This is a genomic window from Stenotrophomonas sp. PS02297, assembly GCF_029959705.1.
Lineage (GTDB): Bacteria > Pseudomonadota > Gammaproteobacteria > Xanthomonadales > Xanthomonadaceae > Stenotrophomonas > Stenotrophomonas nitritireducens.
In genome coordinates this window covers 1-13,021 of record NZ_JASCOS010000099.1, presented here as the reverse complement: position 1 = coordinate 13,021, position 13,021 = coordinate 1, and the positions used below count along the sequence as shown (strand labels likewise).

General features: G+C 68.9%; 13 protein-coding genes and 1 pseudogene. 1 reads left to right on the top strand and 13 read right to left on the bottom strand.

Features of this window, described 5'->3' with window-relative positions; all coding sequences use genetic code 11:
• Positions 1–122 precede the first annotated feature (122 nt).
• The 5 genes from QMX80_RS15225 to rlmD form a co-directional block, all read right to left on the bottom strand.
• Positions 123–674, bottom strand: a complete 552-nt coding sequence (locus QMX80_RS15225) for a hypoxanthine-guanine phosphoribosyltransferase (protein WP_055768424.1) — start codon at positions 672–674, stop codon at positions 123–125.
• Complete coding sequence (gene nagZ / locus QMX80_RS15220) at positions 674–1,681, bottom strand: beta-N-acetylhexosaminidase (protein ID WP_282277916.1); 1,008 nt, start codon at positions 1,679–1,681, stop codon at positions 674–676. The genes QMX80_RS15225 and nagZ overlap by 1 nt, the downstream gene beginning before the upstream one ends.
• A gap of 54 nt (positions 1,682–1,735) precedes the next feature.
• Positions 1,736–2,431, bottom strand: a complete 696-nt coding sequence (locus QMX80_RS15215) for a DsbA family oxidoreductase (RefSeq protein ID WP_282277915.1) — start codon at positions 2,429–2,431, stop codon at positions 1,736–1,738.
• A gap of 25 nt (positions 2,432–2,456) precedes the next feature.
• Positions 2,457–2,960 carry a CYTH domain-containing protein gene (locus tag QMX80_RS15210; protein WP_282277913.1) on the bottom strand — a complete coding sequence of 168 codons (504 nt, stop codon included), beginning with the start codon at positions 2,958–2,960 and terminating at the stop codon, positions 2,457–2,459.
• Positions 2,961–3,070: 110 nt separating this feature from the next.
• A complete protein-coding gene (gene rlmD, locus QMX80_RS15205; protein ID WP_282277912.1) occupies positions 3,071–4,408 on the bottom strand; it encodes a 23S rRNA (uracil(1939)-C(5))-methyltransferase RlmD in 1,338 nt (445 codons plus the stop codon).
• 126 nt (positions 4,409–4,534) lie between these two features.
• Here rlmD and QMX80_RS15200 point away from each other — a divergent pair, with 126 nt between their 5' ends.
• Positions 4,535–5,251, top strand: coding sequence for a response regulator (locus tag QMX80_RS15200; protein WP_282277911.1), 717 nt, complete (start codon positions 4,535–4,537; stop codon positions 5,249–5,251).
• Positions 5,252–5,410: 159 nt separating this feature from the next.
• Here QMX80_RS15200 and recO read toward each other — a convergent pair whose 3' ends face one another.
• The 8 genes and pseudogenes from recO to QMX80_RS15160 all read right to left on the bottom strand — a co-directional run.
• Positions 5,411–6,136, bottom strand: coding sequence for a DNA repair protein RecO (gene recO, locus QMX80_RS15195; RefSeq protein WP_282277910.1), 726 nt, complete (start codon positions 6,134–6,136; stop codon positions 5,411–5,413).
• A gap of 152 nt (positions 6,137–6,288) precedes the next feature.
• Positions 6,289–7,185 (bottom strand): GTPase Era, encoded by an 897-nt coding sequence (era, locus tag QMX80_RS15190; protein WP_055768403.1) that lies wholly within the window; start codon positions 7,183–7,185, stop codon positions 6,289–6,291.
• Positions 7,182–7,856 carry a ribonuclease III gene (rnc, locus tag QMX80_RS15185; protein WP_282277906.1) on the bottom strand — a complete coding sequence of 225 codons (675 nt, stop codon included), beginning with the start codon at positions 7,854–7,856 and terminating at the stop codon, positions 7,182–7,184. The genes era and rnc overlap by 4 nt, the downstream gene beginning before the upstream one ends.
• On the bottom strand, positions 7,849–8,217 hold the full coding sequence (locus tag QMX80_RS15180; protein WP_055768396.1) for a DUF4845 domain-containing protein: 369 nt from the start codon (positions 8,215–8,217) through the stop codon (positions 7,849–7,851). The genes rnc and QMX80_RS15180 overlap by 8 nt, the downstream gene beginning before the upstream one ends.
• Positions 8,218–8,243: 26 nt before the next feature.
• The gene (gene lepB, locus QMX80_RS15175; RefSeq protein ID WP_055768393.1) at positions 8,244–9,062 is read right to left on the bottom strand and encodes a signal peptidase I; all 819 of its coding nucleotides are present in this window, start codon (positions 9,060–9,062) and stop codon (positions 8,244–8,246) included.
• 43 nt (positions 9,063–9,105) lie between these two features.
• A complete protein-coding gene (gene lepA, locus QMX80_RS15170; RefSeq protein ID WP_055768556.1) occupies positions 9,106–10,899 on the bottom strand; it encodes a translation elongation factor 4 in 1,794 nt (597 codons plus the stop codon).
• Positions 10,900–11,053: 154 nt separating this feature from the next.
• Positions 11,054–12,577, bottom strand: a complete 1,524-nt coding sequence (locus QMX80_RS15165) for a DegQ family serine endoprotease (RefSeq protein ID WP_282277903.1) — start codon at positions 12,575–12,577, stop codon at positions 11,054–11,056.
• Positions 12,578–12,704: 127 nt separating this feature from the next.
• Positions 12,705–13,021: pseudogene (locus tag QMX80_RS15160) on the bottom strand (anti-sigma factor); the annotation flags it as partial.

The following is a 13,021-nucleotide window of genomic DNA, read 5'->3' as shown; positions in this document are numbered from 1 at the left end:
GTCAGGGGCCGCGCCGAAGGCGCGGGGTGTGGCAAGCGAGAAACGGGGCCCGCGGCCTGCAGCGCAGACCGCGGGGCGACAGCGCGAAGCGATGGCGCGTACCGGCCAACGGCCGGCCCCGCTTACTGCTTCATCGCGTAGATGGCCGGCAGCGACCGCAGCGATTCGCTGACATCCATGCCGAAGCCGAACACGAAACGGTCCGGCAGCTCGATGCCGGCATAGTCGGCCGTGACGCCGTCCAGGCAGCGGTCGTGCTGCTTGACTGTCAGCACCGCGATGCGCACATCGGTGGCGCCCTGTTCCAGGCACCAGTCGCGCACGCCCTGCAGGGTGAAGCCCTCGTCGAGGATGTCGTCCACCAGCAGCACGCGGCGGCCGAACAGCGAGGACACCGGGCGATGCTTCCAGACCAGTTCGCCGCCGCTCTCGCCGTGGTAGCGCGAGGCCTGCATGTAATCGAACTGCGCGTCCTGGCCGCGCGCGCCCAGTTCCAGCGCGAGCTGGCCGGCGAACGGCAGCGCGCCGTTCATGATCGACAGGAATACCGGCACTTCGCCCTTGTAGTCGCGCGCGATGGCATCGGCGATGCCGGCGATGGCCGCATCGATGGTGGGGCGGTCGACCAGCAGGTCGGCCTGGGCCACGGCTTGTTCGAGAGTGAGTTTGGACATCAGGCGGTTCTTCCGAGAGTTTCGAGCAGACGGTTTTGGGTTTCGCCGTGGCGGGCATCGGCCAGCAGGCCGCCCCAGCCCATGGCGCCATGGGCGATCAGGCCCAGCAGCGCGGCGGTGTTCAGGCTGCGGCCGGACACGGCCTGCAGCGATTCTTCGACCAGTTCCGGGTGGCAGACCAGCACCACGTCGCAGCCGGCGTCCAGGTGGGCATCGACCCGGGCCTTGACCCCACCAGCGGCGAACGAGGCCGCCATGCCGATGTCGTCGGAGAACACCACGCCGCGGAAGCCCAGCTGTCCACGCAGGATCTGGTTGATCCAGCGCGGCGAATAGCCGGCCGGTTCCGGCGCGACCTGCGGATAGATGACGTGGGCCATCATCACCGCATCGGCCCCGGCCTGGATGCCGGCGCGGAACGGTAGCAGATCCTGCGTTTCCAGCTCGTGCAGCGGACGCGGGTCGATGGCGACGTCGACGTGCGTATCCTCGCGCACCGTACCGTGGCCCGGGAAATGCTTGAGCGTGGCGGCCATGCCGGCGCCGTGCATGCCGCGCACATAGGCCTGGGCCAGTGCCGCGACGACCTGCGGGTCCTCGGCGAAGGCGCGGTTGCCGATGGCCAGGTTGCCATGGCCCACGTCCACTACCGGCGCGAAGCTCAGGTCCAGGCCGGTGGCGCGGATCTCGCTGGCCATCAGCCAGGCATGCTGTTCGGCCAGCGCCAGCGCGGCATCCGGGTCGGTCGCATGCAGCCGGCCGAAACCGTCCAGCGGCGGCAGGTCGGTGAAGCCCTCGCGGAAGCGCTGCACGCGCCCGCCTTCCTGGTCCACCGCGATCAGCAGCGGGCGCGCGGTGGCGGCGCGGATCGCGGCGGTCAGCTCGACCAGTTGCCCGCGCGAGGCGAAATTGCGCTTGAACAGCACCACGCCGGCCACGGCGTCATGCCGCAGCCAGTCGCGTTCCTGGGCAGTCAGTTCGGTACCGGCGACGCCGATCAGAAGCATGTGCGGATTCCCATACAGCCAAGCCGGGCATTGTCGCAGATGGCGCCCGCGGCGTCAGAGGCTGCAGCCGTCCGGCCCGCAGGCCGGTTCATCCGCGCCCGCCGCCGGGGCCGGCGCCAGCTCGGCGGCGACCTTCTCCAGCACCTGCGCGAATACTTCCGGCGGCTGCGCGCCCTGCACCGCATAGCGGCCGTTGATGACGAAGGTCGGCACCGACTGGATGCCCAACGCCTGTGCCTGGCCCAGCCCGGCGCGGACTTCGGCCAGCCCCTCGTCCGACGCCAGCAGCGCCTGCACGCGCCCGGCCGGAATGCCGCCGGCGGCGGCCGCGTCGGCCAGTACCTGCGGATCGGCCAGGTTGCGGCCATGCTCGAAATGGGCGCGGAACAGCGCCTCGGCGACCGGCTCCTGCACGCCCTCGCGGCCGGCCAGCCACAGCAGGCGATGCGCCGGCAGGGTGGTGACCTTGACCTGGCCGCGGTCGAAATCCATTGGCAGGCCTTCGGCCTGCGCGGTGCCCTGGGTCTGCGCCAACATCTGCTCCACGCGCTCGGCGCCGCCGAACTTGGCGGCATAGGCCTGCCGCAGCGGCACCGGCGTGGCGTCGGCCTCGGGATCGAGCAGGAATGGATGCCAGCGCACCTCCAGCGGCGGCGCCTTGTCGCCCATCAGTTCCAGCGCGCGCTGGAAGCGGTGCTTGCCGATCCAGCACCAGGGGCAGACCACGTCGGACCATATGTCGATGCGCATGGAGATTCCTTCGTCTTGGTGGAGCTCAGGCGCGCTCTGCAGCGCTCCATTGCGTGTAGGGACGCGAGGCCAGCGCGAGGTTGTAGTAGCGCAGCTCGTCGGTCACCTCGGCGCCGGCCCAGTCCGGCTTTTCGAACGGCTGGTCGGCGCTCTCCAGTTCCACTTCGGCCACCACCAGCCCGGCGTTGTCGCCAAGGAATTCGTCCACTTCCCACAACAGCCCGCCGTGGTCGACCAGATGGCGGCGCTTGTCGATCAGGCCGCCGACGCACAGCGCCAGCAGTTCGCGCGCCTCGCTTACCGGCACCGGGTAATCGAACTCCTGGCGGGTATGGCCGAGTTCGCGCGACTTGATGTTCAGGTACGCCGCATCGCCCTGGATGCGCACGCGCACCGAGGCCTTCTGCGCGCCGCTGTCCATCGCCGCCATGTCGTTGATGTAGCCCTGCGCCATCGGGATGACGGCATGCGCGGCGGCGCGCCAGCCGTCATTGATGACCAGGAACTTGCGCTCGATCTCGATGCCCATTCAAAACCTCGTTGATGTGAGTCCCTCACAAAAGCAACGCACATCCATGTGCGCGTGTCTCATCGGCGCGAATCCCTCGCAAGAGCGGCGCACATCCATGTGCGCGTGTCTCATTTCTTTTCGAACACCGCGATGCTTTCCACGTGCGCGGTATGCGGGAACATGTCCATCGCCCCGGCCGACACCAGGGTGAAGCCCTGCTCGTTGACCAGGTAGCCGGCATCGCGCGCCAGCGAGCCCGGATGGCAGCTGACATAGACGATGCGCTTGAACTGCTTGAGCGGCAGCTGCTGCAGCACGTCGATGGCGCCCGAACGCGGCGGGTCGAGCAGCAGCTTGTCGAAACCCTGCCGCATCCACGGCGCATTGCGCTGGTCCTGGGTGAGGTCGGCGGCGAAGAACTGCGCGTTGTCCAGGCCGTTGCGCTGCGCGTTGTCCTTCGCCCGCGCCACCAGCCCGGCCTCGCCCTCCACGCCCACCACTTCGCGCACGGTGCGCGCCAGCGGCAGGGTGAAGTTGCCCAGGCCGCAGAACAGGTCGAGCACGCGCTCGTCCGGCTGCGCGTCCAGCAGGGCCAGTGCGTGGGCGATCATCTGCTGGTTGAGCTTGGCGTTGACCTGGATGAAATCCAGCGGGCGGAACGCCAGCTCAACGTCCCACTGCGGCAGCGCGAACGACAGCGGCACGCCTTCGGCCGGCCACAGCGGATGCACCGACTCCAGCCCGCCGGGCTGCAGGTAGATGGCGAAACCGTGTTCCTGGCCGAACGCCGTCCATGCCTGCCGGTCGGCATCGGACAGCGGCTGCAGGTGGCGCACGGTCAGGGCGATGGCCGCATCGCCGCCGATGAACTCGATCTGCGGGATGTCGCGCTTGCCGTCCAGTCCTTCGATGAAGGCCGACAACACCGCCACCCTGGTGCCGATCTCGGGGATCACGGTCAGGCACTGCGACAGGTCGGCGACGAAGCGTGGATCCTGCTCGCGGAAACCCACCAGGGTCTTGTCCTTCTTCTCGACGCGGCGCACAGAGAACCGGCCCTTGCGCCGGTAACCCCAGTTGTCGCCCACCAGCGGCGGCAGCACCGTGCCCGGGCTGACATGGCCGATGCGGGTCAGGTTGTCCATCAGCACCTGCTGCTTGGCCACGATCTGCTGGCCCTCCTCCAGGTGCTGCAGCACGCAGCCGGCGCAGACGCCGAAATGCGGGCAGCGCGGCTGCACGCGGTGCGGCGAGGCAGCGAGCACTTCCACGGTCCGCGCTTCATCGAAGTGGCGGCTTTTGCCGGTCTGCTCGGCCATCACCGTCTCGCCGGGCAGCGCGCCGGCCACGAAGGTCACCTTGCCGCCCTCGCCTTCGCGGCGGGCGACGCCACGGCCGTCGTGGCTGAGGTCGAGGATGTCGGTCTGGAACGGGGTCTTGTCTATGCGGGATCTGGATCGGGCCACGTGGCGGACGGCTGCGGGCGAAAAGGGGCGTCATTGTCGCAGATGCGCATCGGCCTGACTTCCGCCGCTTGCGCGGCCGCGCCACATCGCCAATCATGCGCGGCACGGCTGACATGGAGGCAGCAGATGAATACGCACGCACAGGCGAACCCGCCGCGCCTGCTGCTGGTCGAGGATGACGCGACCAGCCAGGGCTTTTTCCGGGCCGCACTGGAAGCGCTGCCGGCCATGGTCGATGTTGCCGGCTCGGTCGCGCAGGCACTCGAGACCAGCGGCACGGCACGCCACGACCTGTGGCTGATAGACGTCAATCTTCCCGACGGAAGCGGACAGGAGCTGCTGCTGCGCCTGCGCGCGCTGCACCCCGGCGTCCCCGCCCTGGCCCATACCGCCGACAATGGCGCGGACATCCGGCAGTCGCTGCGCGAGGCCGGTTTCCAGCGGCTCCTGGTCAAGCCGATGACCCGCGCCGACCTGCTCGATGCCGTGCGCGGCTGTCTCGGCCACGCCGGTGCCAACGGAGCGCCGGCGAGCGAGGAACCGGCCACGCCGGATTGGGACGAGAACGCGGCGCTGAGTGCGCTCAATGGCCATCAGGCCCACGTCGTGGCGCTGCGCGAACTGTTCCTGTCCGAGCTGCCGGTCGCCCGCGATGCGGTTTCGGTGGCGCTGCGGCAGCACGACGACGGCGCCCTGCGCTCGCAGCTGCACCGGCTGCAGGCCAGCTGCGGCTTCGTCGGCGCCTCGCGGCTCGGCCGCGCGGTGCGGCAGCTGCATCAGGCGCCGGAGTCGGACTTGGCCCGGCGCCAGTTCGATGCGGCGGTGAGCGCCTTGCTGCATTGAGAATCCGGGAACCAGTGGACGGGAACTGGAGACTGGAGGAAGGCGAAAACCGGAGGCATGGTCCGTGCGCGCTCCGCTGCGTGAAAGCGGAGAGCAGGAAACAGGCGGGCAACCGCGGGCGGCATGCCGCTGTTGCTTCCTCCGGCTTCCCGTTCCTGTCTACGGGTTCCTGTTATTCAGATCGCCCAGCAGCTCCCAGGACTTCAGCCCGCGCCCGCCAAGATGGTGCAGCAGCACCGCGCGCATCTGCGGCCGCAGGCTGGCCAGGTCGGCCGCGTCGGGCATGCGGTCCTCGCCCAGCGCCAGCAGGGCCGCACCGGTGGCCAGGCCGCGACGCTCGGCGGCGTTGCGCTCGCTGAGCAGGCGCAGCGGCCCTTCCTGCGGGTCCAGCCGATAGCGCGCCGCCGGGTCGATCGGTTGACCGTCCGCCGCACTGGCCCAGTCGAAGCCGAACCCCAGCGCATCGAGCAGGTCGCGTTCGAAGCGGCGCAGCGCCCATGCCAGCCCGGCCGCCTCGGCCAGCCGCCCGCGCACCTGCCCGTAGGCGCGATGCAGCTCGGGCAAGGGATCGTGGCGCGGGGCCAGCCGCAGTACCAGTTCGTTGATGTAGAAGGCGGCCAGCATCGCCTGCCCCAGCAGGCGCGGCGCGGCGTCCTGGCTCTCGGCGCGGCGCAGTTGCGCCAGTTCGCCGGCCATCACCGCATCCAGGCGGATCGACTGCAGCGGCTGCAGGGTCGCGCGCAGGGCCTGTTTCTTCGGTCCATGCACGCCGCGCGCCAGCAGGCCGATGCGGCCGTGCTCGCGCGTCAGCACTTCGACCAACAGGCTGGTCTCGCGCCAGGGGCGCGCATGCAGAACGTAGGCGGGTTCGTCGTCGATGCGCATGGGAAGGATGCTCCGCTCGCCTCGTTCGCCTTCCGCACTCGGTTGGCCGCAGTAGCGACTTCAGTCGCCAAGGGGTTTTCCCCTTGTCTGCCCCCCCCTCGGGAAAGCCCCTTCGCGACTGGAGTCGCTGCGGAATCGGCGCGGCGGACGCCTTACTCGTAGCCGAAGGCCTTGAGCGCGGCCTCGTCGTCCGACCAGCCCTCGCGCACCCGCACCCAGGTCTCCAGGAAGACCTTGGCGCCGAACAGGCGCTCCATCTGCAGGCGTGCCTTGGCGCCGATTTCCTTCAGGCGCGTGCCGCCCTTGCCGATCACGATGGCCTTCTGGCCCTCGCGCTCGACCCAGATCACCGCACCGATGCGCAGCAGGTTGCCATCCTCGGCGAAGCGCTCGATCTCCACCGTGGTGGCATACGGCAGCTCCTCGCCCAGCTGGCGCATCAGCTGCTCGCGCACCAGCTCGCCGGCCAGGAAACGCTGGCTGCGGTCGGTGATCTCGTCCTCGCCGAACATCGGCGGGGCCTCCGGCAGCAGCTTGAGCACGTCGCGCACCAGCGCGTCCAGGCCGTTGCGCTTCTGCGCCGAGATCGGGTGCACGCCGGCGAAATCGCGGCCCTCGGTGATCTCCTGCAGGAACGGCAGCAGCGCGCCCTTGTCCTTCAGCCGGTCGACCTTGTTGACCACCAGCAGCACCGGGATGCCGGCATCGCGCAGCACGTTGAAGGCCAGCGTGTCCTCTTCGTCCCAGCGCCCGGCCTCGATCACCAGCAGGCCGGCGTCCACGCCTTCCAGCGAGCCGCGCGCGGCGCGGTTCATCACCCGGTTCATGGCCCGCTTCTGCTGGCGGTGCAGCCCGGGGGTGTCGACCAGCACCAGCTGGCCTTCCGGGAAGGTGGCGATGCCCAGCAGGCGGTGGCGCGTGGTCTGCGGCCGGTTGGAGACGATGCTGACCTTGGCGCCCACCAGGGCGTTGGTCAGGGTCGATTTGCCGACGTTGGGGCGGCCGATGACGGCGACGCTGCCGCAGCGGTGGGAGGTGGTCTCGTTCACTTGGAATCCAGTTGCTCGATCGCGGCCGCAGCCGCCTGTTGTTCGGCCAGCCGCCGGGAGCTGCCTTCGCCCTCGGTGGTCACGTCCGGGTCGGTCAGGCGGCAGCGTACCCGGAAATGCCGGGCATGGTCATCGCCGGTTTCCGATACCAGTTCATATACCGGCAGCGGTTTCTGCCGCGCCTGCAGCCATTCCTGCAGGCGGGTCTTGGGGTCTTTTTCGGGTTTGCCGACCGGTACCGCGGCCATCGGCGCCTCGAACCAGGGCAACACCCGCGCGCGGCAGGCCTCGAAACCGGCATCCAGGTAGATCGCCGCCACCACCGCCTCGAAGGCATCGGCCAGGATCGAGTCGCGGCGGTGGCCGCCGGATTTCATCTCGCCCGGCCCCAGGGTCAGGCGCTCGCCCAGCTCCAGGGTACGGGCCATGGCCGCCAGCGCGCCTTCGCATACCAGCGCCGCCCGCGCCCGGGTCAGCGCCCCTTCGTCGGCCTTGGGCCAGCGCGCGAACAGCGCTTCGGCGACCATCATGTTGACGATGCTGTCGCCGAGGAACTCCAGGCGCTCGTTGTGCGGCGCGCCGGCGCTGCGATGGGTCAGGGCCTGCAGCAGCAGCCCCTGATCCTTGAACGGGTGACCGATGCGGTCACCCCGGGCAACCGTCCTACTCACCGCGCGTCGTCAGATCCTGGGAATTCTCGAAATTCCCGACGATGTCGAGATTGCCGACCAGCGGGCGGCGCACTTCGTACTTGACGTTCATGCGCACGCCGCCGTCGATGCGGTCGAACTTGATGTTCTCGCGCTTGACGCTGTCCGAGTAATTCATGTCCATGCGCTTGAAGAACAGCTCCTGCGCCTTGACCGGATCGGCGCTGCCAGGCTCCCTGGCCAGGGCCTTCATCGAGGTCTTGACCGCATAGAACTCCTGGTACATCGGGAACAGCTTCATGCCGATGTACAGGGCGAAGCCCACCACCGCCAACACCATCAGGAACGACGTCAGCGTCATGCCGCCTTGCTTGCGATTCATAGCGTTCTCCCCGGGTTGCGCCTACGTTACTGGATGCCCGAGCCGATCCGCGACGGTTCGAAGCCGTCCTTGCAGAACCAGCCGCTGCAGTTGAGCCAGATCAGGAACGCCTTGCCGCGCAGGTTCTGCTCGGGCAGGAAGCCCCAGAAGCGGCCGTCGTCGCTGTTGTCGCGGTTGTCGCCCATGACCAGGTACTGGCCCTGCGGCACTTCCCAGTCGCCCTGCCCGGCCGGATTGGCGCGGCCCAGGTATTCCAGCACGGTATGCGTGCGGCCCGGCAGCGCCTCGCTGAGCAGGGTGGCGCCGTTCATTTCCGCGCCGCGGCCCTTGCCGACGTATTCGCCCTTGACCTCGTACGCCAGCGGCTGGCCATTGATCGACAGGGTGTCGCCATGGAAGCCGATGCGGTCGCCCGGCAGGCCAACGACGCGCTTGATGAAATTCTCGCCGCGCTGCGGGTCGCCCGGCATGTCCGGATGGCCCGGGAACTGGAACACCACCACGTCGCCGCGGCTGGGCTCGCCGGTCGGGATCACCTTGGTGTTGGTGATCGGCAGGCGGATGCCGTAGGCGAACTTGTTGACCAGGATGAAATCGCCGATCAGCAGGTTGGGCATCATCGAGCTGGACGGGATCTTGTACGGCTCGGCGATGAAGCTGCGCAGGATCAGCACCACCGCCAGCACCGGGAAGAAGGCACGCGAGTAGTCGACGAGCGCCGGCTCCTCGCTGTCCAGCAGGCCGCCCTTGGTCGCGCGGCGCCTGGCCATGAACAGCTTGTCCAGCAGCAGGACCAGGCCCGACCCCAGGGTCAGCACCACCAGGGCGATTTCAAACCATTTCATTCGTCATCCTTCGCTATGCACGGGACCCGGCGGCGGGCGCCGGTCACTTGTTGTCCATCTGCAGCACGGCCAGGAAGGCCTCCTGCGGGATCTCCACGCGGCCGACCTGCTTCATGCGCTTCTTGCCTTCCTTCTGCTTCTCCAGCAGCTTCTTCTTGCGCGAAACGTCGCCACCATAGCACTTGGCCAGCACGTTCTTGCGCATGGCCTTGACCGTGGTGCGGGCGATGATCTGCGAGCCGACGGCGGCCTGGATGGCGACGTCGAACATCTGCCGCGGGATCAGGTCCTTCATCTTCTCGCACAGCTCGCGGCCGCGGCGATCGGCATGGCTGCGGTGCACGATCAGCGACAGCGCATCGACCTTGTCGCCGTTGATCAGCACGTCCACGCGCACGAACGGGCCGGCATCGAAGCGCACGAAGTGGTAGTCCAGCGAGGCGTAGCCGCGGCTGACCGACTTGAGCTTGTCGAAGAAGTCCAGCACCACCTCGGCCATCGGCAGCTCGTAGCTGATCTGCACCTGGCTGCCCAGGTAGTTGATGCCGATCTGGGTGCCGCGCTTCTCCTCGCACAGCTTGATGATGTTGCCGATGTACTCCTCGGGAGTGAGCACGTTGGCGCGGATGATCGGCTCGCGGATCTCCTCGACCTGGTTCACCGGCGGCAGCTTGGCGGGGTTGTCCATCATCACGATGGAGCCGTCGCTCTTGAGCACCTCGTAGACCACGGTCGGCGCGGTGCTGATCAGGTCCAGGTCGTACTCGCGCTCCAGGCGCTCCTGCACGATCTCCATGTGCAGCATGCCGAGGAAGCCGCAGCGGAAGCCGAAGCCCATGGCCTCGGAGCTTTCCGGCTCGAAGCGCAGCGCGGCGTCGTTCAGGCGCAGCTTGTCCAGCGCCTCGCGCAGGTCCGGGTAGTCCTCGGCATCGACCGGGAACAGGCCGGCGAACACGCGCGGCTGCATTTCCTGGAAGCCGGGCAGCGGCTTGGGGGCAGGATCGCCGGCCAGGGTCAGGGTGTCGCCGACCGGCGCGCCGTGCACGTCCTTGATCGACGCGGTGATCCAGCCCACCTCGCCCGCCGACAGCCTGCCGGTGACCTTGCGCTTGGGCGTGAACACGCCCACCGCGTCGACCTGGTGGTTGCGGCCGGTGGACATGACCAGCAGCTTGTCGCCGGTCTTGACCTCGCCCTGCATCACGCGCACCAGCGAGACCACACCCAGGTAGTTGTCGAACCAGGAGTCGATGATCAGCGCCTGCAGCTTGTCGGTGTCGCGCGGGACCGGCGGCGGGATGCGGTGGACGATCGCCTCCAGCACCTCTTCCACGTTCAGGCCGGTCTTGGCCGACACCGGTACCGCGTCGGTGGCATCGATGCCGATCACCGCCTCGATCTCGGCCTTGGCGCGGTCGGTATCGGCGGTGGGCAGGTCGATCTTGTTGAGCACCGGCACCACTTCCAGGCCCATCTCGACCGCGGTGTAGCAGTTGGCCACGGACTGGGCTTCCACGCCCTGGGCCGCGTCCACCACCAGCAGCGCGCCCTCGCAGGCGGCCAGCGAACGGCTGACTTCATAGGAGAAGTCGACGTGGCCGGGGGTGTCGATGAAGTTCAGGTGGTAGGTTTCGCCATTGCGCGCCTTGTACGGCAACGACACCGACTGCGCCTTGATGGTGATGCCACGCTCGCGCTCGATCGGGTTGTTGTCCAGGACCTGCGCTTCCATTTCGCGCGCGGTCAGGCCGCCACAGATCTGGATGATGCGGTCGGCCAGGGTGGACTTGCCATGGTCGACGTGGGCGATGATGGAGAAATTGCGGATGTTCCGCATCGGATCGGCAGACATAAGGTGGCGGCGGCGCGTCGCGTCGTCAGGATAACGAGGCATTATCGCACGCCCGGCGGGCAGCCCGCACAGGCGGCCGGCCCGAACGGCAGGAGCCGCCCGGAGGCGGCCCCTGCGTACAGCTTGATGAAGGCGGGACTCAGCCGCCGGCCCGGACCGCGACGAAGGCGCTGTTGCCGCCCGCCCGCACCAGCAGCATCACCACGTCGCCCTTCTTGTAGCCGGCCAGTTCGCGGTTGAGCCCGGCCACGCTGCCGACCGGGGTACGGCCGACCTGCAGCACCACCATGCCCGGCGACAGCCGCGCCTCGCGTGCGGCCTGCCCTTTCACGCCGGTGATGCGCACGCCCTCGCCCGCCTCCAGCCCCAGCTGCCTGCGCTCGGCGGCCGTCAGGTCGGCCACTTCCAGCCCCAGCAGGGCATTGGCGCCAGCCATCGGCTTGTCCCCGCCGCCGGCAGCCGGGCCATTGGCGGGCCGCGCCGCATCCTCGGCCAGTTCGGTAAGGGTCACGGTGATTTCGCGCTGCTTGCCGTCACGCAGGATGCCCAGCCGGACCTTGCTGCCGGGCGGCATGGCGCCGATCAGCGGCGGCAGGTCGCTGGATGCGGCGATCTCGGTGCCGTTGACCGACCGGATCACATCGCCGACTTCCAGGCCCGCCTTGCGGGCCGCGCTGTCCTCGACCATCTGGTTGACCAGTGCGCCACGGCTGTCCGACATGCCCAGCCCCTGGGCCTTGAGCGAATCGAGCGGCTCGACCACGACGCCCAGCTGGCCACGGCTGACCTTGCCGGTCTTCTTGATCTGCTCCACCGCGCTCATCGCCAGGTCGATCGGGATGGCGAAGCTGATGCCCATGTAGCCGCCGGAAGCGGAGAAGATCTGCGAGTTGATGCCGACCACCTCGCCACGGGTATTGAGCAGCGGACCGCCGGAATTGCCCTGGTTGATGGCCACGTCGGTCTGGATGAACGGCACGTAGCGCTGCTCGGCGTAGGGATTGCTGCGGCCGGTGGCACTGACGATGCCGGCGGTGACCGAATGATCCAGCCCGAACGGAGAACCGATCGCCACCACCCACTGACCGGGCTTGAGCGTATTGGAATCGCCCACGCGCACGGTCGGCAGGCCCTTGGCATCGATCTTCAGCAGCGCGACATCGTATTGCTGGTCGCTGCCAACGACCTTGGCGTCGAACTCGCGGCGGTCGCTGAGCTTGACCTTGACCGTCTCGGCGCCGTCGATCACGTGGTGGTTGGTCAGCACGTAGCCGTCGGCGGAAATGACGAAGCCCGAACCCATGCCGCGTCCGCGCGGGCCGTTGTCCGGCGCATCGTCGCCGCCGGGCACCTGGAAGTCGGGGCCGAAGAAGCGCCGGAAGAAGTCCGGCAGCTGATCCATGTCCGGGCGGCCGCCACCGGCCATGCGCGGGTTGCGGCGCGGGCCGATGACCGTCTCGACGTTCACCACGCCCGGCCCGACCTGGTCCACCAGCTGGGTGAAATCGGGCAGGCCGCTGACCAGCTGCGGGGCCGGCGCGGCGGGGCGCGCGGCGACCGCCTGCTCTGCGGGGGCGGCAGGTGCGTTGCTCTGGGCGCAGGCGGCCAGCGGCAGGGTCATCGCCAGCAAGCCGAACAGTCGCGTGTGGATACGGTGGGTCATCAGGATCGAGCCTCCGATTGAAAGAGTAGGAAACACCTCCCGTCCGGCGTGGAGCGCAGGACAGGGAAATTCCGGGGAAACGGCCCCCGCGGCGCAGGCCACGGGGGCGGGGAAAGGAACGCCGGCGTCAGTGCCGCGGCGGCTGCGCGTCCGGCTCGCCCGACCTGTCCTGCGACGGCATGCGCGGTTCGAACGGATAGAAGGCCGCGCCGCCCTCCGCCACCGGAAGGCTGGCATTCAAGGCATGGTTCGACAGCGCCGGGGACAGGCTCGAACGCGGCCAGGGGCGCGCCCGCAGCACGTTGCCGGGATCGGCGAAAGGATCCGTGCGCAACGCCGGCACCGGCGACTGCGTGGCGACAGCGCGCGCCGGTTCGGCCTGCCGCGCGGCGGCGCTGCGCGCCACCTGCTGGGTGCGGGTCGCGCTGCCGCGGCGCGCCGGGG

Bases quoted from the DNA above. Each gene is read 5' to 3' on its own strand.
- nagZ (WP_282277916.1), bottom strand. From the start codon at position 1,681: ATGCTTCTGATCGGCGTCGCCGGTACCGAACTGACTGCCCAGGAACGC.
- QMX80_RS15225 (WP_055768424.1), bottom strand. From the start codon at position 674: ATGTCCAAACTCACTCTCGAACAAGCCGTGGCCCAGGCCGACCTGCTG.
- QMX80_RS15200 (WP_282277911.1), top strand. From the start codon at position 4,535: ATGAATACGCACGCACAGGCGAACCCGCCGCGCCTGCTGCTGGTCGAG.
- QMX80_RS15165 (WP_282277903.1), bottom strand. From the start codon at position 12,577: ATGACCCACCGTATCCACACGCGACTGTTCGGCTTGCTGGCGATGACC.
- lepA (WP_055768556.1), bottom strand. From the start codon at position 10,899: ATGCGGAACATCCGCAATTTCTCCATCATCGCCCACGTCGACCATGGC.
- QMX80_RS15180 (WP_055768396.1), bottom strand. From the start codon at position 8,217: ATGAATCGCAAGCAAGGCGGCATGACGCTGACGTCGTTCCTGATGGTG.
- recO (WP_282277910.1), bottom strand. From the start codon at position 6,136: ATGCGCATCGACGACGAACCCGCCTACGTTCTGCATGCGCGCCCCTGG.
- QMX80_RS15215 (WP_282277915.1), bottom strand. From the start codon at position 2,431: ATGCGCATCGACATATGGTCCGACGTGGTCTGCCCCTGGTGCTGGATC.
- QMX80_RS15210 (WP_282277913.1), bottom strand. From the start codon at position 2,960: ATGGGCATCGAGATCGAGCGCAAGTTCCTGGTCATCAATGACGGCTGG.
- lepB (WP_055768393.1), bottom strand. From the start codon at position 9,062: ATGAAATGGTTTGAAATCGCCCTGGTGGTGCTGACCCTGGGGTCGGGC.